Raw genomic sequence first — 19,542 nt, 5'->3', positions numbered from 1 at the left:
TAAGCGCAACAGGCTTTAAACAGTAGCCAAATTTTAAATATCGTTCAATAAAACAATCAAGCATACAGCTTACAGCTTATAGCTTAAAGCTTAAAGCTTAAAGCATCCAACATTTATGAACACCACCACCGACACCATCGTCATTCTCGTATTTTCCGCATTCGTGATGGGCATCGGGATGCTTTTTGCCCGGACCGGGCGTAACCTTAAATCGTTTTTTGCGGGCGGCGAGGCCGTGCCCTGGTTTATCGGCGGATTGTCGCTGTTTATGAGTTTCTTCTCGGCCGGCACATTCGTCGCCTGGGGATCGATCGCTTACAAACATGGCTGGGTGGCCGTTACCATTCAATGGACGATGTGCATCGGCGCGCTCATTACCGCCATTTACCTTGCCCCGCGCTGGAAACGCACCGGCGCACTCACCGCCGCCGAATTTATCCGTGAGCGGCTCGGGCTACCGGTACAGAAAACCTACATTTTCATTTTCACATTGGTTTCCGTATTTATCAAAGGCTCGGTGCTATACCCGGTCGCCAAGCTCGTGAGTGCTTCGCTGGACCTGCCGCTGGTGCCTTGCACCATTGGTCTGGGGCTTTTTATGATCGCCTACACGGCGGTGGGCGGTCTCTGGGCGGTGATGGTCACCGACATTCTGCAATTTGTCGTGCTGTCCGCGGCGGTGTTCATCCTGTTGCCGTTGTCATTTAATAAAGTAGGCGGCTGGGAAGGATTCGTCAGCCGCGTACCTGACGATTTCTTCAACCTGCTGAATGGGGAATACACGCTCGGCTTTGTGGCTGCATTTGTGATTTACCACATATGCTACATCGGTGGTAACTGGACCATGGTGCAGCGTTACACAAGCGTCGACAGCGAAAAATCGGCGCGGAATGTCGCATTGCTCTTTGCCGGATTATACCTGATCAGTCCGGTGATCTGGATGTTCCCGCCGATGATTTACAAGGCCATTAATCCTGCATTGACTGGCCTGGATACCGAGAATGCCTACCTGATGATCTGCAAGCTGGTGCTTCCGCCGGGGCTGCTCGGGTTAATGCTCACGGGCATGTACTTCTCCACCTCTGCCAGCGCCAACACGGCATTGAATGTGGTCTCGGCCGTTTTCACCAACGACATTTATAAAGGCATGATCAATCCCGCTGCTTCGGACCGCCAGTTGATCCGCGTGGCGCGTGGCTCTTCGTGGTTTTTCGGCCTGGGCATGATCGGCATTGCATTGCTGGTACCCGCAGCGGGCGGCATCGTGGAAGTGGTACTGAGCATTTCGGCCATTTCGGGCGGGCCACTGCTTGCGCCGCCGCTCTGGGCATTGTTTTCCAAAAGGCTCAACAGCCGGGCCACGCTTTGGATTACCGGTGTCGGATTGTGTGTCAATTTGTTTTTCAAAACCCTCGCCCCGCTCCTGCTGGATTTCAAACTCTCGCGTGGAATGGAAACGATCGTGGGGGGTCGGTTTGCCGCTGCTGCTATTGCTCGCCTACGAGTTATGGGCGCGATCAAAAAACATGATCGCGGAAGAATACACCATTTACATGCTTTCCAAAGACCAGCGGAAAGAGGAAGCGGCCATTGCCGACCCGGAAGAAGCATTGGAAATTAAAAAGCAAAACCGTTTCGGGCTGCGGGTAATCGCCGGAGCGCTGCTGTTTACCGCCGTGATGCTTTACATCCTGAGTTTTCTGACCACCGACGGAACGTGGGTGACGGCGGGTGTGGCGACGGTCGTGTTGATTTCGGCGGCGATACCATTTTCGGCGGCGCGGAAGGTGGTGCTGGTGAAAGAAGATGATGCGCAGGTGGTCGCGACGGGATTTATAGAAAAGTAAAACGAATGTCATCAAAATACAACAAACGCAAGTCCCGCTAGGGACGCAATATCGGTGGCGATACAAAATGTACGAAGATGGTAAAAATGCCGGCAGGCATGAAACCACAAAACAAACGAAACTCATCAAAAAAACCTCCAAAAACAAAACCGCAACTGAACGACATCCAGATAATGAAACGCTTAACTCATTTAACTTTTTTCATTTTACTCTCACTCACCTGCACGCGGCTGGCGGCGCAGTACCACATCCGCCAACCGAATGCGATACCGCTGCATGGGGAATGGTGGTTTTTGCTCGATCCCGCGGGAGCAGGCATCGCCGGCCAGTGGTACCGGGAAGATTTTGCGAAAGAGAGCCGCCAGGACAAGGTTACCGTCCCGCATTGCTTTTCGACAGACCCCCGCTACGAATTTTACACCGGCACTGCCTGGTACCGCAAGACTTTCGCCTGGAAAAAAACCACCGGTAAACGCGTAATCCTGCATTTTGATGCAGTTTTTTACAAAACCGATTTGTGGTTGAACGGCCAGAAAATCGGGGAACATGAGGGCGGGTACACCCCGTTCAACTTCGATGTAACCGGGCAGTTGAAGGACGGCAACAACCTGCTGGTGGTGGCCGTGAATAACGATACATGGAAAACAACTACGATTCCCGGCCTCAAAGATGGCGGCAATATCAACGACGGCTACCCTGCCTGGGTAAATTACGGCGGCATTATCCGGCCGGTTTACCTGACGGTCGAGCCGGAAGTTTATACCGAAAATATGAAGATCGAGACTGTGCCCGACCTTGCCAAAGGCACGGCGGTTGTGAAAGCGAAAATCCGGGTACGGAATGCTTCCGCGAATGCCTCGACGCCGAAAATTGAGTTTTCTGTTTGGCATGACCAGAAGCCTTTGCCATTAAAATGGAAAACCAATGCGGCGAACATTCCGGCAGGACAAACGGCGATACTCGAAGCGGAAACTGCATTGCCCGCGGCGCAAACCAGGCTCTGGGATTTGGACCAGCCTCATATGTATACATTGAAAACCGTTGTAGGTGCCGATACCGTGGCTTCCAATTTCGGGATACGGAAAATAGAGGTAAGCGGAACACAGATTCTCTTGAATGGGAAGCCCATTAAAGCAGGCGGTGGTAACCGCGTAATCGACTATCCGGGCCTGGGCTCCGTGGAGCCTGATTGGCTGATCGAAAAAGACTTCCGGCTGATGAAAGAAGCCGGTATGGAGTTCCAACGCCTTACGCATTACACTCCGTCCGAATATTTTTACGACCTGGCCGACCGCTACGGCATGCTCATCATTACCGAGGCCGGCAACTGGCAACTGACGCCGAAGCAAATGGATAACGATTCGATGCGTACCAAGTTCCGCTCGCAATTCCGAGAAATGGTCGAGCGCGACTGGAACCACCCGAGTGTGATCGCGTACAGCGTCGGTAACGAATATCTGTCGACCCAGCCCGCCGGCCAACGCTGGACCAAAGACATGATCGCCTACGCACGGGAGCTCGATCCCACGCGGCTGTACACATTTGCGAGCATGTTATTGAATTCATTGCCGGCAAAACCCGAGGACGAAGCCAGCCAGTATGTCGATTTTGTATCCACCAACACCTATGGCGGCCATGCGAAGTCGCTGGACCACATTCATAAATTGTACCCTGACAAACCGGTGTTCATCAGCGAATGGGGCACGCGCTCAGATGGTAAGGGTGGCGAAGCGGGCCAGGCGCAGCACCTGAGCGATGTAATGGCTGAAATCCGCAAACGACCGTTTGTGGTTGGGGCTTCGTGGTGGACTTTTAATGACTATCGCAGCAAGCTGTTCGGTACCAATGTGAATGGGTTCCGTCCATGGGGTATTGTGGGCCCCGACCGTTCGCCGAGGCTCGCCTACCCGGTCCATCAGAAAGAGTTTTCGCCGGTCATTGTTGAAAAAGTAAGCTTTCAAACAGGTGACCAGGGAATACATCGGCTGACCGTAAAAATTACCTCACGCGGCGATTTCCCTGCACGGCCTGTTAAGGGATACACTTTGAAGGCGGGTGACACAAGCATTGCCTTGCCCGACCTGAACCCAGGAGAGAGCAGGGAGCTGGTAATCCCTGTTCGCGGATTCGACAAACAAATCCATATCACTGTAACCAAACCGACCGGCTTCATCGCCACTCAAACGGACATAGAGCTCAAATAACATCTGCGGGCGACGACCATGCAAACCATGACATATAAAGATTTGACAAAATGATAATCGGAGAACCGACACACAAAAGAGAACCGAAAACCGTTGCGCTCGCAGCGGACCTTGTAATTACCGGGGGCGGACTGACAGGCACCTGCGGCGCCATCACCGCGGCAAGGGCCGGATTGAAAGTGATACTGGTGCAGGACCGCCCGGTATTGGGCGGTAATAGTTCGAGCGAGGTAAGGCTGTGGATACTGGGCGCTACTTCGCATATGGGCAACAACAACCGCTGGGCACGCGAAGGCGGCGTAATCGACGAAATTATGCTGGAAAACGCTTACCGCAATCCCGACGGCAATCCGCTGATTTTCGACACCGTCTTGCTCGAAAAGGTAACACAGGAAACCAATATCACATTGCTGCTCAACACGGCGGTTTATGATCTCGATAAAGCACAAAACGGCGATAAGATCGACGCATTGCACGCCTTTTGCAGCCAGAACAGTACTAAATATACCCTGACGGCGCCGCTGTTTTGCGATGCTTCCGGCGATGGGATCGTAGGGTTTCTGGCGGGAGCGGCATTCCGGATGGGCGCGGAATCGATGGAGGAATTTGGCGAAAAATTTGCGCCCGATAAGGCCTATGGCGAGCTTTTGGGGCATTCGATGTATTTCTATTCCAAAGATATAGGCCGCCCGGTGAAGTTTGTTCCGCCGGCGTTCGCCTTGCAGGACATCACCGAAATTCCGAGGTACAAGACATTCAATCCCAAAGACTTCGGCTGCCGGTTGTGGTGGCTGGAATACGGCGGGCGGCTGGATACCGTGCATGATACCGAAAAAATCAAATGGGAGCTCTGGAAAGTGGTGTACGGCGCGTGGAATTACATCAAGAACTCCGGCGAATTTCCCGAAGCGGAAAATATGACGCTGGAATGGGTCGGTACGATTCCCGGCAAGCGGGAAAGCCGGCGGTTTGAGGGGGATTATTTGCTCAAACAACAGGACATCGTCGAACAGAAGGCATTCCACGATACCGTCGCATTCGGCGGCTGGAGCCTCGATCTCCACCCGGCCGACGGCGTTTACAGCGATCAGGCCGGCTGTAACCAATGGCACAGCAAGGGCGTTTATAGCATTCCCTACCGCTGTTTTTACAGCAAGAACATCGAAAACCTGTTTATCGCGGGCCGCATTATCAGCGCTACGCACGTCGCATTCGCGTCAACGCGCGTCATGGCTACGAGTGCTACGGGCGGACAGGCGGTAGCGATTGCGGCGGCCGTAGCGAAAAAATATAACTGCTCGCCGCGGGAAGTCGGTGAAAAGCATTTGAAGGAATTGCAGCTCGAACTATGGCGCTCGGGGCAGTATCTGCCGCAAACTTCAATTTCAGACCGGGATAACCTGGTGCATAAGGCGCAGGTAACGGCCTCCTCGACATTGCAGTTGAAAGGACTCGCCGGTTCCGATCAATGGCAAACAATCGGGCATTCGGTAGCGCAGATGTTGCCGGTTAGGGGTAAAATGCCTTCGGTGACCGTTTGGGTCGAAGCATTACAGGACACCGAACTTATTGTCGAATTGCGTAAAAGCAGCAAGCCGTTTAACCATACCCCCGACATCACGCTGGAAACGCGCAGCTACCGGCTGATTCCCGGCAAACATGAACTGGTGCTGGATTGGGACAGCCGGTTCGACCAGGAATGCTATGCATTCGTATGCTTCCTGAAAAATGAAGATGTCAGAATCCAGTACAGCGAGCAGCGCGTAACCGGGCTGGTGAGCGTTTTCAATGCCACAAATCCTGCGGTTTCCAATTACGGCAAACAGGAACCTGCCGAAGACCTCGGCGTCGATACCTTCGAGTTCTGGTGCCCGCAGCGCCGCCCTGCCGGATTGAACCTTGCATTTCAACTGAGCGAGCCTATCCGGGTTTTCGGAACGGAAAACCTGCTGAACGGCTGGCACCGCCCCATCGCAGGCCCCAATGCCTGGGTGGCCGACTTCGACGACCGGAATGCCGAGCTGCAACTGGAATGGGCCGATAACCAGAGCATTACTAAAATCGATTTCGTATTCGATACCGATTTCGACCATCCGATGGAGAACGTCATTTACGTCCACCCCGAAACCGTAATGCCCTTCTGCACCCAGCAAGTTGAAGTGCTCGACAATGCAGGTAATGTCATCGGATCGATAAATGACAACCACCTGACCAAACAAACATTGACGTTCGGCAAACCAGTAACGACCCGTTCGTTGAAAATCAGGCTGCAAAACAACCATACGCATGTACCCGTATCGCTGATGGAAGTCCGTGTTTATTAACGCGGCTTCCGTTTTTATTCTTTGAAAACTAATAAATTGATCTTAAATTTGCCGTCCTGAAATAGCAAACGTTTGTTTGCTATTTTCTTGAAAGTTTACTCTATAATTATAGTATACTACATAGACTTTGAAGGAAGCGGCGGATTTCACACCCTCAACTGAAAGCAGCGAAAAGAACTGGGAATCATTACAAGTGGCTTATATCGCGAGTGGTGATCCTGAGGAAGATCGGCGTTTGGCTGCGCTTGCGCGCGGGCAGGGAAAGGTAGTTTTTCTGCGCGATTTGCCGGAAGAATCGGACGATATTTTCCGTTCGGCCCCCGCGTTGGTCGGGGAAGATGCTCCGGGCGCCCCCGTTTCCAGAAATAATACAAAAACGCGGCTTACCTGGGAGACCATCCAGCAAAAGCTTTGGGCGGCTACTGTCCGCAAAAGAAGCCGCACCGAAATAGCGGTTAACATCTTCTCCGCGATCGCATTAATGATCCTGGGGCATTTACTTTTTACCTTTTTCACGTACGACCGCCTTACGCTTCTCTGGAACGAGCTCGAAATGAGCGAAGGCTTTTTTTACTACGTTCTCGGTGGTTTTGTAGCCCAGATGATCGACGGGGCATTGGGTATGGCTTACGGCGTAACCGCTTCCACCTTCCTGCTCACCGTAGGCGTACCGCCTTCCGCCGTGAGCGCCAGCGTGCACACTTCGGAGATCTTCACCAGCGGCGTTTCGGGTTATATGCACCTGAAATTCGGGAACGTGAACAGCAAATTATTCAAGAAGATCCTTTTTCCCGGCGTACTCGGGGCCATCACGGGGGCCTATGCCCTATCGTCCCTCGAAAAATACATTTACATCATTAAACCGCTGGTGGCAATTTATACGCTGATCCTGGGAATCCTTATTATCCAGAAAGCGTTAAAGAAACGAGTTGAAAAAAGGCCGATCAAGAAAATCGGCTGGCTGGCGATCGCGGGTGGGACGCTGGATTCCATCGGTGGGGGTGGCTGGGGGCCCATTGTAACTTCTACGCTGATTGCGCGTGGAAGGCATCCCAAGTACACCATCGGGTCCGTGAACCTCGCGGAGTTTTTCGTATCGCTGGCAAGCTCGGTCACATTCATCAGCATAATCGGATTTTCGCACTGGCAAGTGGTATTGGGCCTGATCCTCGGTGGTATGGTCTCCGCACCCATCGCCGCCACACTATCCCGCCGCCTGCCGATCAAAACCATGATGATCCTGGTAGGAACCATCGTCATCATCGTAAGCGTGCGGATTATTTATATGGTTTTAAGTGGGCTGTAAGCGATAGGCTTTAAGCCTTAAGCTGTAAGCTTTAAGCCATAGGCAATAAGCTGAATTGAAATGACCCATTAATGACCCATTTTATTGATATTAATTGATTTACAATACATTACACAAAAGGCTTACAGCTTAAAGCTTACGGCCTAAAGCTTCATATGAAAAAACAAACCAAAGCGATACGCACCCAGACCAGCAAAACGAAGTATCGCGAGCATTCGACTCCCCTTTTCCTGACCAGCAGCTTTACATTCGAGAGCGCCGAACAGGGAAAGGCACTTTTTGAGGAAACCGAACAAGGAAATATTTACAGCCGGTTCTCGAACCCGAGCGTGCAGGAGTTTGTGGACAAGGTTTGCATGCTGGAAGGTCTGGAAGACGGTGTCGCGACCGCCACCGGTATGGCGGCGGTGTTCGCCAGTATGGCTGCATTGCTCAAAAGCGGCGACCACATTCTGGCTTGCCGTGCATTGTTCGGCTCCGCGCACCAGATCATTACGCAGATACTGCCAAAATGGGGCATTACCTATACGTACCTGGATGCGGACGCCAGCGAAGCAGAATGGGAAGCTGCCGTACAGCCCAATACCCGCATGATCTACCTCGAAACGCCGTCCAACCCAGGACTCGACCTCGTAGATCTCGCGATGATCGGCCGCATTTGCCAAAAACACAATATTATTTTCAACGTAGATAACTGCTTCGCCTCACCCGCATTGCAAACCCCGGCCGATTTCGGCGCCGACCTCGTGCTGCATTCCGCAACCAAGTTTATGGACGGGCAAGGCCGCGTGTTGGGCGGTGTGGTTGTAGGTAAGAAAGAATATATCAAGGAGCTACGCTTTTTCTGTCGCCAGACCGGCCCGTCTATGTCGCCGTTCAATGCCTGGGTGTTGAGCAAAAGCCTTGAAACATTGCATCTGAGAATGGAAAAACATGCTTCCAACGCATTGGCATTGGCCACGGCGCTGGACAAGCACCCCGACGTAAAATCGGTGAAATACCCGTTCCTGGAATCGCATCCGCAGTACGCCCTGGCGAAACAGCAGATGAGCGCCGGCGGGTCTATTGTCACCATCGAGCTGGAAGGCGGTTTCGAACGCGTCGCTGCATTTATGGACGCGTTGGAGATCGCATCGCTATCTTCCAACCTCGGCGACACGCGCACCATCGTTACCAACCCGAACACGACTACCCATGCCAAATTGAAGCCCGAGGAAAAAGCCGCACTGGGTATTACCGAAGGTTTGATCCGCATTTCGGTAGGTTTGGAGGACATCGACGACCTGATCGCCGATTTCACGAATGCGGTGGAGGTGTCGGTGAAAAGTGATATATTGGAGTAAAATAATATAGATATGAAAGCCTTGACCATCAACTTACCGGAGTCACTGGATTCGGAAGAATTTGAAATCAAAATGCTTCTTGCAGGCCAGCTGTATGAGCGTGGTAAGGTGAGCATTGGTCAGGCGGCCGGAATTGTCGGCATTAGTAAAAGGGCTTTCGTCGAAATTATGGGAAGATTTGGGTTTTCGCTTTTCGGTGATTCGGTGGAGGGTTTGAAAAGTGATATCGCCAATGCGTGATGCGCTCGTTATCGCAGATTCCAGCTGCCTGATTTTATTATCCAAAATTCAGGAGCTGGAAATTCTGAGAAGCATTTACAAACAAATTTTCGTCACAAAAGAAATAGCGGAAGAATTTGGCGGAGAGCTCCCCGAGTGGATTGAAATCAAAGAAGTTGAAAACAAAACCCTGCAATCGCTGTTTGAAGAAGTACTGGATCCGGGTGAAGCATCTGCACTGACCCTTGCGTTCGAAATGCGGGAATGTACGGTGATCCTCGACGATCTGAAAGCCCGTAAAACAGCGGCAAAGATGAATATAAAAGTGACCGGTACGATCGGTGTGATTGTAAAAGCCAGAACGGAAACAAGATACCATCGGCCAAAGCGGTTTTTGAAAAAATACTGGCAACTGATTTCCGGATCAGCGACCGCATATTAAATGAGGCTATCCAATTAGCCGGAGAACAACCATGAACGAAACATTAGCATCTTTAAGCGCTGCCATCGAAGGCAAAAGTGAAGCCGAATCGCTGGCGATACTAGCGGATCTGTTTCCCGGTGAAGTCGTTTTTTCTACCAGCCTGGGTTATGAAGACCAGGTGATTACCGACCTCATTTTAAAGAATAACATCAATATCAGCATCTTTACGCTCGATACAGGGAGGCTTTTCGCGGAGACTTATATGACTTTGCAAAAAACCAACAACCGCTATGACACCAAAATAAAGGTGTTTTATCCGCAAACCGAGGCGGTAGAGAACCTGGTAAGCACGAAGGGGCCATTAAGCTTCTATGAATCCATTGAAAACCGCAAGGAATGCTGCTTTATCCGCAAGGTAGAGCCGCTCAACCGCGCATTGAAAGGTGCGAAAATCTGGGTGACGGGCATCCGGGCGGAACAATCGGGGAACCGTCATGATATGCCGAGACTCGAATGGGACGAAGCCCATCAGCTTTTCAAGTTCCACCCGATCCTGGACTGGACTTTCGAACAGGTGAAACAATATGTAAAATCAAACGGCATTCCCTACAACCCGTTGCACGACAAAGGGTTCGTCAGCATCGGATGCGCGCCATGTACCCGCGCGATCCAGGAAGGAGAAGATTTCCGCGCCGGCCGCTGGTGGTGGGAAGACGAGTCGAAGAAGGAATGCGGGTTGCATGCGAGGTAGCTTTAAGCTGTAAGCTTTAGGCTTTAAGCTTAAAGAACATAATAGCTTACAGCTTATAGCCTAAAGCTTATAGCCCTTTAACATTAATCAATTAACCAAAAATATGTCAATTTCAGTGAACGAGGCCTCCGATATCCAACGGGAGATGAGTGAACGCAGCGCTCCGGATTATCTGGACCAGCTGGAAGCAGAGGCCATTTACATTATGCGCGAAGTAGCCGGCCAGTTTGAGCGCCCTGCCCTGTTGTTTTCGGGAGGCAAGGATTCGATCACATTGGTTCATTTGGCAAAAAAAGCATTCGCACCCGGCAAAATCCCATTCCCGCTGGTGCACGTCGATACCGGCCACAACTTTATCGAGGCGATCCAGTACCGCGACGAGCTGGCCGAGAAACTCAATGCGAAACTGATCGTTCGCTATGTGGAGGATACCATCAAAGCGAAAGGGTTGAAGGAGCAGACCGGCAAGAATGCGAGCCGCAACTGGTTACAGACTTTCACGTTGCTGGATACCATCGAAGAATTTGAATTTGACGCATGTATCGGCGGCGCGCGCCGCGACGAGGAAAAAGCCCGCGCAAAGGAGCGTATTTTCTCGTTCCGCGACGAGTTTGGTCAATGGGATCCGAAACGTCAGCGCCCCGAGCTTTGGAATTTGTTCAATGGCCGCATTCAGAAAGGCGAAAACGTGCGCGTGTTCCCGATCTCGAACTGGACCGAACTGGATGTTTGGGCGTATCTGAAGAGAGAGAATATCCCATTGCCTTCGATTTACTTCGCACATGAGCGCGAGTTGATCCTCCGCGACGGCAAATTGTTGAATAACACGCCCGTCATCGAGCCCGATCCGGAAGACCAGATCGTAACCCGCCAGGTACGTTTCCGTACCGTGGGCGATATGACCTGTACCGCAGCGGTGGAATCAACGGCTGTAACCCTGGACGAAGTAATCGCCGAAATTACCATTTCAAGGATCAGCGAACGCGGCGAAACCCGCATCGACGACCAGCAAACGGAGGCGGCGATGGAAGACCGTAAGAAGGGCGGATATTTTTAAGAATGGGAGAAAGGAGAATGGAGTAAAAGGGAGGAAGGGGAAACATTCACTCATTCACCCATTCACTCATTCAAAATTCGATCATTCAATCATTCAGTCATTCAAAATTAAAAAAGTGGACTTACTAAGATTTATCACGGCCGGCTCCGTCGATGACGGCAAGAGCACATTGATCGGGCGGCTGCTTTACGATACCAAAAACATCCTGGCCGATCAGATGGAAGCCATCGAGCGGGCCAGCAAGACACGTAACGCGGGCGAGATCGACCTTGCATTGCTGACGGACGGCCTTCGTTCGGAACGCGAACAGGGTATTACCATCGACGTTGCCTACAAATATTTCCAGACGCCGAAACGCAAATTCATCAGCATCGATGCGCCTGGGCACATTCAGTATACCCGCAACATGGTTACCGGTGCTTCCAATGCGGACCTGGCGATCATTCTGGTGGATGCACGCCATGGCGTAGTGGAACAAACCCGCCGCCATTCGCTGATCGCCTCCATGCTGGGTATTCCGCACGTGATCGTGGCGGTGAACAAAATGGACCTGGTCGGAAACTCGGAAGATGCGTTCCTGGAAATCGCGAAAACTTACAAGGAACTGGCGGAGAAACTCTCTATTAAGGACCTGACCATCATTCCGGTAAGCGCATTGAATGGTGACAACATCGTGGATCGGTCGGAAAACATGCCCTGGTATACCGGCGAAACCCTGCTTTCGGTGCTCGAAAATGTGAATGTGCTGAAAGACCAGAACCTGGAAGACGGCCGTTTCGCGGTACAATATGTGATCCGCCCTCAAACAGAAGAATTGCACGATTACCGTGGCTACGCAGGTCGTGTGCAAAGCGGGACATTCAAAAAGGGCGACGCGATCAAGGTTTTGCCTTCCGAAAGAGAGTCCAGAATCGCTAAAATCGAGTTCGGCGGAAACGAAATACCGCAAGCCTCTGTTCTTGAATCTGTAACGATATTGCTCGAAGACGATATCGATATCAGCCGCGGCGATACGATTGTTTCTGTCGACAATTCGCCGATCGTAAGCCAGGATATCGAAGCGCTGATTTGCTGGATGGATGACAAGAAGACGTTGAAACCAGGTAACAAATATATTTTACAGCACGGTACCGCACGTTCGCGCTGCTCGATCCGTGGCATTGAATATCAGATAGACATCAACTCTTACGAAAAACTGGATGAGGTAGAGGCCCTGAAACTGAACGACGTCGCAAGAATCGTCCTCAGGACAGCCCAGCCCATCGCATACGATCCCTATCAGAAAAACCGCGCAAACGGCGCAGCGATCCTGATCGACGAAACGTCCAATGTGACGGTGGGGGCTTGTATGATCGAGTAATGTTGGGGCATGGGCTTCGACCGCACTCAGCCTGACATGACGACTGTCATCCTGAGCGGAGTCGAAGGATTTTTGCGCCAACGTCACCGCACTATTGAATAAAAATATACTATCCCGATAGACGATTAGAATATCATCATGAGCGAATTAATCATTTCTGACAGAGTATCCGCCGTTGCGAAGCGCGATATCATTGACCTGCAACAAAAAATCGGTGCTTTCAACTCCGGTGAAACGCCGGAAGAGGCATTCCGTAAATTCCGTCTGACACGCGGTGTGTATGGTCAGCGTCAGCCCGGCGTGCAGATGATTCGTATCAAATTGCCTTACGGCCGCATTACAGCCGACCAGCTTGTCCGTATCGCAGATACTTCCGACAAATATGCAACCGGTAACCTGCACGCGACGACGCGCCAGGATATCCAGCTGCACTTTGTGAAGCTTTCGGATTCGCCGCAATTGTGGGCCGACCTGGAAGATGCGGGTATTACGCTCAAAGAAGCTTGCGGTAACACCATCCGTAACGTTACGGCGTCGTCTATCGCGGGTATCGACCCGGATGAGCCGTTCGACGTGACGCCGATCACCCATTCGATCTTCTCCTATTTCCTCCGTAACCCGATCAACCAGGATATGGGCCGGAAATTCAAAATCGCGGTTTCTTCTTCCGAAAAAGACAGCGCGATGGCATTTATCCACGACGTGGGGCTCATCGCGAAAATGGGTCAGAACGAAGCCGGTGAAACCGTTCGCGGTTTTAAAGTGCTGATCGGCGGTGGCCTTGGCGCCCAGCCGTTCTCGGCACAGACCGCATTTGAGTTCCTCGAAGAAGAAAAGGTAATTCCATTCATCGAGGCTATGCTTCGCGTGTTCGACCGCTACGGCGAGCGCGTACGCCGGCACAAGGCGCGTATGAAGTTCCTGCTCAACGACCTCGGCCTCGAAGGCATGATGGCGAAAGTGGAGGAAGAACGCAAGGCGGTCAAGCATAAGATATTCCGGATTCCGGAAGACCTGTTCGGCACCAACGAATACGAGGCGATCAACCATGCGCCACGTCCGTCATTATCGGAAGCTGAAATCCTGAAAATAGCAGCCGAAAGCATTCCCGCCGACAAGCTCGGTATTTTCACCCAATGGCTGCGTACCAATACATTTGAGCAAAAACAAAAAGGCTGGTATGCCGTGCAGCTGCGCGTATTGCTGGGGGATATGAACTCCGCTACCGCCCGCAGCCTCGCCGACGTGGTGCGCAAATACGCCGCGGACGACATCCGCGTGACCATTAACCAGGGTTACATCCTGCGTTTCGTGAAGGGTGAAGACCTCGTGGCGATCTACCACGAACTCGCCAAACTCGGATTGGCCGCGCCGGGCTTCGACAGCACCATGGACATCACAACCTGCCCCGGAACCGACACCTGTAACCTGGCGATTTCCAGCAGCTACGGTATCACCCGCGTGCTCGAAGATGTTATGCGTGAAGAATATCCGGAAATGATTTATAATCAGGATATTAAAATCAAGATCAGCGGCTGTATGAACGGTTGCGGCCAGCACAATGCTGCGAACATCGGCTTCCACGGCAGCTCGATCAAGAACGGCAAGCTGGTATTGCCCGCATTGCAGGTGCTCCTCGGTGGTGGTTTTTCCGGCGACGGCATCGGTTTGATCGGCGACAAGGTGATCAAGGTCCCTACCAAGCGCGGACCGGAAGCGCTGCGCCTCCTGCTCAACGACTACGAAACCAATGCGTTCGAAGGAGAGTATTTCAACCAGTATTACCTGCGCCAGACGAAGAATTACTTCTTCCAGCTGCTGAAACCGCTCGCAGACCTTACCACCCTGCAAGACGACGACTACCGCGACTGGGATCATGACGAATTGTTCAAAACGGAAATCGGGATCGGCGAATGTGCTTCGGTGCTGGTCGACCTGGTTGCGACGACCATTATAGAAGGCCAGGAAAAACTGGCCCTGGCTAAGGAAACATTCGACAGCGGAATTTGGGCTGACGCGATTTATCACGCGTACAACGTGTTCGTAACGGGCGCGAAAGGATTGCTGATGTCGAAAGACGTGACGACCAATACACAGTACGGCATTATCAACGACTTTGACACGCATTTCGGACAGGAATTCAAATATGACGTCCCGGCGGAATTCGCAGTCGAAAATCAAGTCGAGACGCCGTTCAAAGCGCTGGTATTCAGCATTAACAAATTCGAACCGAGCGAAGCATTTGCCCGCTATTTTATCAATACCGCCGAAAGTTTCCTGAATTTCGTCCGCGAAACCCGCGAGGCCCAATTGCTCGAAACCGGAGAGCCCGCATTGCAGGAGCTTTCTTTCGGAAAAGATAGTTAAATGGCTGTCGGCCGTCGGCTTTCGGCAATCGGCTTTTTTGAATGTCTGAAAATATCAGAAGGTAAAAAAGCCGACCGCCGATAGCCGACGGCCGAAGTCCCCTTCACCATGAAATTGACACTTATCGGTGCAGGCCCGGGCGACCCCGACCTGATCACCCTCAAAGGAATCAAGGCCCTGCAAAAAGCACGGGTTGTCTTATATGATTCCCTCGCCCATCCTTCTTTATTGGATTACTGCCCTGCGGATTGCGTCAAAATCCTTGTCGGCAAACGCTTCGGCAAAACCAGCTGCGGCCAGGGCGAAATCAATGACCTGATCGTCGAAAAAGCGCGTCAGTATGGCGAGGTAGTGCGGCTCAAAGGCGGCGACTCGTTCATTTTTGGTCGCGGGTACGAAGAAATTCTCTTTGCGGCCGAACACGGCATAGAGTCCGAAGTGATCCCAGGCATTTCGAGCAGCTACGCGGCACCGGCATTAGCGGGTATTCCCCTGACTTCCCGCGGCGTGAGCGAGAGTTTCTGGGTCATTACCGGTACTACCAGGGCGCATGAACTTTCCAAAGATGTACGACTGGCAGCGCAATCCACGGCCACGGTCGTGATTTTAATGGGCCTTCACAAATTGCAGGAAATTGTCGCCATTTACTCGGAGCTGGGCAAATTCGACGAACCCATTTCCATCATCCAAAACGGCACACTGGAAAATCAAAAGGTCGTTACGGGAGAAATCAGCAATATCGTTCCGCTCTCGCAAATCAGCGAAATGGCTTCGCCGGCGATCATCGTGATCGGGAAAGTGGCGGCATTACCGGACCTTTCTTACGGGAAAATTCGGGAAATCATGCAAAATTCGCAGTCGGTAAACAAGCTGGCCGACTAAAACGCCTGTACGGCACCGGTATATTAAAGCAAGCTTAGCAACCAGTCGAGGTTAATGCTGTTTTCGTGTCCTCTGAATTCCAGGAAATAAATCAGTCCGGCCAGAATCACATAGCTGATAAACAGCCATTTCTTCTTCACTTCATATTGGTCGCGGTGGTGGAAATAATCGTACACCATGGATGCGCTGAAACCGAAGATCATCAGTGCAAAACAGAGAACACCACAATCCTGGCGGTAGTGCTTGTACATATGCAGCGCGGGCGCACCCAGCACAAGGTACATTAACCACATCCCAAAACCTGCGCGATACAGATAAACGCTTAGTCTGCGATCATTCTTAATGTCAAATAACCCTTCCAGCATAGCTTATTTCCACGGTTTGAACCAGTGAATATAAGCAAAACGAAAGTCTGATCCTAGATTCCGGGAATACTTGTTTCTCTGCAACAATCTAATTTACAATGCGTCTAAGCACCCGGCAATCGCCGCTTGCCCGATTCTGTCAGGTAAAATGCAATCAAAGTGTTAACTTTGCAGCTTAATTACCGTTTTAGTACAAGATGTTCCTTACATGAAAGCGTTCTTCACCCGTTTGTTTTTGATCCTGCTCGATGCGGTTTCAAGGCTGTCGTGGGGAACTCTCTACAAGCTTTCTGACCTGGTACGCTTTCTGATTTTCGACATTGGCCAGTACCGCAAAAAGGTAGTGCTGGATAATCTCCGCAACAGTTTTCCGGAATTCGACGAAGCCCGGGTCCATGAAATCGCCGCCAGATTTTACCGCAATTTCACCGATATTATTTTTGAAACGATCAAACTGAAAGCCATTCAGCGCGACGATCTGTTGCAGCGGTTCGACCTGGAAACGCCCATCCTGATGCATTATTTCGAAAAGAGGCAGAATGCGGTGGTAGTAGCCGGGCATTTGGGGAACTGGGAAATGCTCAACCTGTTCGCTTCCGCCAAATTACCCCATCAGATCGTAGTCGTGTACCATGAGCTGCAAAACGATATTTTCGAAGACTGGTTCAAAAATGTACGCACGCGTTTCGGCACCGAGATGGTGACAATGAAAGAAGCCATTTCGAAAGCATTCGAGCCGCGCGACAGGCCGTTTTTATTTGTGTTGATCAACGACCAGTCGGCTGTGCCCGAAAAAGCATTCTGGACGAAATTCCTCAACCAGGACACCGGCGTGTACCGCGGGGTCGAACTTATCGCGCGCCGACTGAACGCACCTGTGCTTTATATGGGCATTCTCAAAAACGAGTTGCGCCGGGGGTTTTACAAGGCTTACTTCAAACTGATCACCGAAACACCGAAACAGGAGCCTACCAACAGCATTTTACAACGCCAGATCGGCTTTTTGGAAGAAGATATCCGTCGCCAGCCCGACAACTGGCTCTGGACGCACAAGCGATGGAAGCACCCGCGCCCGGCGCATTTGAACCCTTTACAATTATTACAGGAGATTCCAAGTGAATAAACCGGTCAAATTCCTCATCCTGCGTTTTTCTTCCATCGGCGACATCGTGCTCACGACGCCCGTGGTGCGCTGTCTGAAAAAGCAGATGCCGGAGGCCGAAATCCACTATTTTACCAAAAGCAAATTCGATTTCCTGCTACGTGACAATCCCTACGTCGATAAAATATGGCTGCTGGACAAGAATACCCATGAGATCTTGTCGCAACTCAAAAAGGAAAAGTTCGACTACATCATCGACCTGCACCGCAATATCCGCACCCTCCGCATTAAATGGGCGCTTGGAGTGCCCGCATTCAGTTTCGAGAAGCTGAATGTACAAAAGTGGCTGATGACCCGGTTTAAAGTCGATTACCTGCCGAATGTGCACATTGTAGACCGCTGCCTGGATACCCTTAAAGCATTCAACATCCGGAACGACGGCGAGGGGCTCGACTATTTTATTCCTTATAAAGATCAGATCGAACGGGAATGGCTTCCCGAAACGCACCGGAATAGCTACGTCGCCTACGCGATCGGCGGGCAGCATTTCACTAAAAAAATGCCGGTACCAAGGATGATCGAACTATGCCGGAAGATTAATCATCCGGTGATTTTGCTGGGCGGACCGGAAGATTTCGAAGCGGGCGAAGCCATCCGCAATGCATTAGGGGATCGACAAATTTTCAATGCTTGCGGTAAATACAATTTCAACCAATCGGCTTCATTAATTCAAAAGGCATTGATCGTTTTCTCGCACGACACCGGCTTAATGCACGTTGCGGCCGCCTTCCGGAAAAAAGTATATTCGATCTGGGGCAATACCATTCCTGAATTCGGCATGTACCCCTACCGGACCGCATTCGAAAAGCTCGAAGTGAAAGGCCTCGGTTGCCGGCCATGCTCCAAGATCGGTTATAGCAAATGTCCGAAAGGCCATTTCAAATGCATGAACGATATTTCGTTCGATTTCCCTCGCCCAGAACTCCCGCGGTAAAATTGGTGTTGCATTCCCGACAAACCGTTCATCCACACAAACACCCAAAATGGCAAAAAAGGTAAACATTGGTCTGGTGCAAATGAGCTGCACTTCGGACGTTGATGCTAACTTTCAGAAGGCTACCGAAAAAATCCGCGAAGCCGCGCAAAAAGGCGCGAATATCGTCTGTCTGCAAGAACTCTTCAAATCGCTCTATTTCTGCGATGTGGAAGACCACTCGAATTTTTCCCTGGCCGAAGCCATCCCCGGCCCGTCGACGGAGGCGCTGGGTGCATTGGCGAAAGAATTGGGCGTGGTGATCATCGCCTCGCTGTTCGAGAAACGGGCGCATGGACTTTACCATAACACCACCGCCGTGCTCGACGCCGACGGTGCCTACCTGGGCAAATACCGCAAAATGCACATTCCCGACGATCCGGGCTACTACGAAAAATTCTATTTTACGCCAGGCGACGCTCCCGTAACCGGGCAGGATACCGACGGCTACCGGATTTTCAATACCCAATTTGCCAAAATCGGCGTGCTCATCTGCTGGGACCAGTGGTACCCCGAAGCCGCCCGCATTACCAGCCTCATGGGCGCGGAAATCCTCTTCTATCCTACCGCCATCGGCTGGGATGTTAACGAAAAGGACCCCGTTATCAATGAAGAGCAATACGGCGCGTGGCAAACGGTGCAGCGAGGCCATGCCGTGGCGAATGGCGTGTACGTGGTGGCCGTAAACCGCGTAGGCCGCGAAGCCGATCAGCAGTTCTGGGGCGGCTCGTTCATCGCCAACCCGCAAGGAAGGCTGCTCTACCTCGCACCGCACGAAGGCGAAGTAACACACGTGGAGGAACTGGATCTCGACAAGCTGGATTTTTATCGCACCACCTGGCCATTCCTGCGCGACCGTCGCGTGGATTCCTACCATCCTATTTTAAAGCGATTTATCGACCAGCCCTGACATCGAAATATAACTATTTCAATATAAGCCAAAGAGCGTCCTTCAACC

15 protein-coding genes and 1 pseudogene are annotated in these 19,542 nt (G+C 51.6%); 15 read left to right on the top strand and 1 reads right to left on the bottom strand.

All coding sequences use genetic code 11. From position 1 onward, the window contains the following. The first annotated feature begins 115 nt into the window (after nucleotides 1-115). The 12 genes and pseudogenes from ABV298_RS20465 (at nucleotide 116) to cobA (ending at nucleotide 16,084) form a co-directional block, all read left to right on the top strand. Nucleotides 116-1,847 (top strand): annotated as a pseudogene (locus ABV298_RS20465) (sodium:solute symporter family protein). A 173-nt stretch (nucleotides 1,848-2,020) separates the two neighbouring features. After that, nucleotides 2,021-4,051 (top strand): glycoside hydrolase family 2 TIM barrel-domain containing protein, encoded by a 2,031-nt coding sequence (locus ABV298_RS20460; protein WP_353718025.1) that lies wholly within the window; start codon nucleotides 2,021-2,023, stop codon nucleotides 4,049-4,051. Nucleotides 4,052-4,101: 50 nt separating this feature from the next. Further along, nucleotides 4,102-6,375: an FAD-dependent oxidoreductase gene (locus ABV298_RS20455; protein ID WP_353718024.1), complete on the top strand. Its 2,274-nt coding sequence runs from the start codon at nucleotides 4,102-4,104 to the stop codon at nucleotides 6,373-6,375. A 127-nt stretch (nucleotides 6,376-6,502) separates the two neighbouring features. Then, complete coding sequence (locus ABV298_RS20450; RefSeq protein WP_353718023.1) at nucleotides 6,503-7,681, top strand: sulfite exporter TauE/SafE family protein; 1,179 nt, start codon at nucleotides 6,503-6,505, stop codon at nucleotides 7,679-7,681. Between the two features lie 155 nt (nucleotides 7,682-7,836). After that, a complete protein-coding gene (locus ABV298_RS20445; RefSeq protein WP_353718022.1) occupies nucleotides 7,837-9,024 on the top strand; it encodes an aminotransferase class I/II-fold pyridoxal phosphate-dependent enzyme in 1,188 nt (395 codons plus the stop codon). Between the two features lie 12 nt (nucleotides 9,025-9,036). Then, the gene (locus tag ABV298_RS20440) at nucleotides 9,037-9,264 is read left to right on the top strand and encodes a UPF0175 family protein (RefSeq protein ID WP_353718021.1); all 228 of its coding nucleotides are present in this window, start codon (nucleotides 9,037-9,039) and stop codon (nucleotides 9,262-9,264) included. Between the two features lie 351 nt (nucleotides 9,265-9,615). Next, nucleotides 9,616-9,720, top strand: coding sequence for a DUF3368 domain-containing protein (locus ABV298_RS20435; RefSeq protein ID WP_353723221.1), 105 nt, complete (start codon nucleotides 9,616-9,618; stop codon nucleotides 9,718-9,720). Next, on the top strand, nucleotides 9,717-10,418 hold the full coding sequence (locus ABV298_RS20430) for a phosphoadenylyl-sulfate reductase (RefSeq protein WP_353718020.1): 702 nt from the start codon (nucleotides 9,717-9,719) through the stop codon (nucleotides 10,416-10,418). The genes ABV298_RS20435 and ABV298_RS20430 overlap by 4 nt, the downstream gene beginning before the upstream one ends. A 103-nt stretch (nucleotides 10,419-10,521) precedes the next feature. After that, nucleotides 10,522-11,475, top strand: a complete 954-nt coding sequence (cysD, locus tag ABV298_RS20425; protein ID WP_353718019.1) for a sulfate adenylyltransferase subunit CysD — start codon at nucleotides 10,522-10,524, stop codon at nucleotides 11,473-11,475. A 115-nt stretch (nucleotides 11,476-11,590) separates the two neighbouring features. Continuing rightward, the gene (locus tag ABV298_RS20420) at nucleotides 11,591-12,835 is read left to right on the top strand and encodes a GTP-binding protein (protein ID WP_353718018.1); all 1,245 of its coding nucleotides are present in this window, start codon (nucleotides 11,591-11,593) and stop codon (nucleotides 12,833-12,835) included. Nucleotides 12,836-12,973: 138 nt separating this feature from the next. Then, nucleotides 12,974-15,202, top strand: coding sequence for a nitrite reductase (locus tag ABV298_RS20415; RefSeq protein ID WP_353718017.1), 2,229 nt, complete (start codon nucleotides 12,974-12,976; stop codon nucleotides 15,200-15,202). A gap of 108 nt (nucleotides 15,203-15,310) precedes the next feature. Next, nucleotides 15,311-16,084, top strand: a complete 774-nt coding sequence (gene cobA, locus ABV298_RS20410; RefSeq protein ID WP_353718016.1) for a uroporphyrinogen-III C-methyltransferase — start codon at nucleotides 15,311-15,313, stop codon at nucleotides 16,082-16,084. Nucleotides 16,085-16,107: 23 nt separating this feature from the next. On the opposite strand, the gene ABV298_RS20405 is transcribed toward cobA, so the two are convergent. Beyond that, nucleotides 16,108-16,449 carry a hypothetical protein gene (locus ABV298_RS20405; RefSeq protein WP_353718015.1) on the bottom strand — a complete coding sequence of 114 codons (342 nt, stop codon included), beginning with the start codon at nucleotides 16,447-16,449 and terminating at the stop codon, nucleotides 16,108-16,110. 208 nt (nucleotides 16,450-16,657) lie between these two features. Here ABV298_RS20405 and ABV298_RS20400 point away from each other — a divergent pair, with 208 nt between their 5' ends. Genes ABV298_RS20400 through ABV298_RS20390 form a run of 3 tightly spaced genes read left to right on the top strand, consistent with a single transcriptional unit; the run spans nucleotide 16,658 to nucleotide 19,494 of the window. Further along, a complete protein-coding gene (locus ABV298_RS20400; protein WP_353718014.1) occupies nucleotides 16,658-17,572 on the top strand; it encodes a lysophospholipid acyltransferase family protein in 915 nt (304 codons plus the stop codon). Then, a complete protein-coding gene (locus tag ABV298_RS20395; protein ID WP_353718013.1) occupies nucleotides 17,565-18,545 on the top strand; it encodes a glycosyltransferase family 9 protein in 981 nt (326 codons plus the stop codon). Before ABV298_RS20400 ends, ABV298_RS20395 begins: the two co-directional genes overlap by 8 nt. A 49-nt stretch (nucleotides 18,546-18,594) precedes the next feature. After that, nucleotides 18,595-19,494, top strand: a complete 900-nt coding sequence (locus ABV298_RS20390; RefSeq protein WP_353718012.1) for a carbon-nitrogen hydrolase — start codon at nucleotides 18,595-18,597, stop codon at nucleotides 19,492-19,494. The last annotated feature ends 48 nt before the right edge of the window (nucleotides 19,495-19,542 follow it).

This window comes from Dyadobacter sp. 676, from assembly GCF_040448675.1.
In the GTDB taxonomy this organism is placed as follows: Bacteria; Bacteroidota; Bacteroidia; order Cytophagales; family Spirosomataceae; genus Dyadobacter.
This window is presented reverse-complemented; position numbering and strand designations above follow the sequence as displayed.

What these genes read in the sequence shown, in the direction of transcription:
- ABV298_RS20460 (WP_353718025.1), top strand. Translation starts at nt 2,021, where the DNA reads ATGAAACGCTTAACTCATTTAACTTTTTTCATTTTACTCTCACTCACC.
- ABV298_RS20455 (WP_353718024.1), top strand. Translation starts at nt 4,102, where the DNA reads ATGATAATCGGAGAACCGACACACAAAAGAGAACCGAAAACCGTTGCG.
- ABV298_RS20445 (WP_353718022.1), top strand. Translation starts at nt 7,837, where the DNA reads ATGAAAAAACAAACCAAAGCGATACGCACCCAGACCAGCAAAACGAAG.
- ABV298_RS20440 (WP_353718021.1), top strand. Translation starts at nt 9,037, where the DNA reads ATGAAAGCCTTGACCATCAACTTACCGGAGTCACTGGATTCGGAAGAA.
- ABV298_RS20430 (WP_353718020.1), top strand. Translation starts at nt 9,717, where the DNA reads ATGAACGAAACATTAGCATCTTTAAGCGCTGCCATCGAAGGCAAAAGT.
- cysD (WP_353718019.1), top strand. Translation starts at nt 10,522, where the DNA reads ATGTCAATTTCAGTGAACGAGGCCTCCGATATCCAACGGGAGATGAGT.
- ABV298_RS20415 (WP_353718017.1), top strand. Translation starts at nt 12,974, where the DNA reads ATGAGCGAATTAATCATTTCTGACAGAGTATCCGCCGTTGCGAAGCGC.
- cobA (WP_353718016.1), top strand. Translation starts at nt 15,311, where the DNA reads ATGAAATTGACACTTATCGGTGCAGGCCCGGGCGACCCCGACCTGATC.
- ABV298_RS20405 (WP_353718015.1), bottom strand. Translation starts at nt 16,449, where the DNA reads ATGCTGGAAGGGTTATTTGACATTAAGAATGATCGCAGACTAAGCGTT.
- ABV298_RS20400 (WP_353718014.1), top strand. Translation starts at nt 16,658, where the DNA reads ATGAAAGCGTTCTTCACCCGTTTGTTTTTGATCCTGCTCGATGCGGTT.
- ABV298_RS20390 (WP_353718012.1), top strand. Translation starts at nt 18,595, where the DNA reads ATGGCAAAAAAGGTAAACATTGGTCTGGTGCAAATGAGCTGCACTTCG.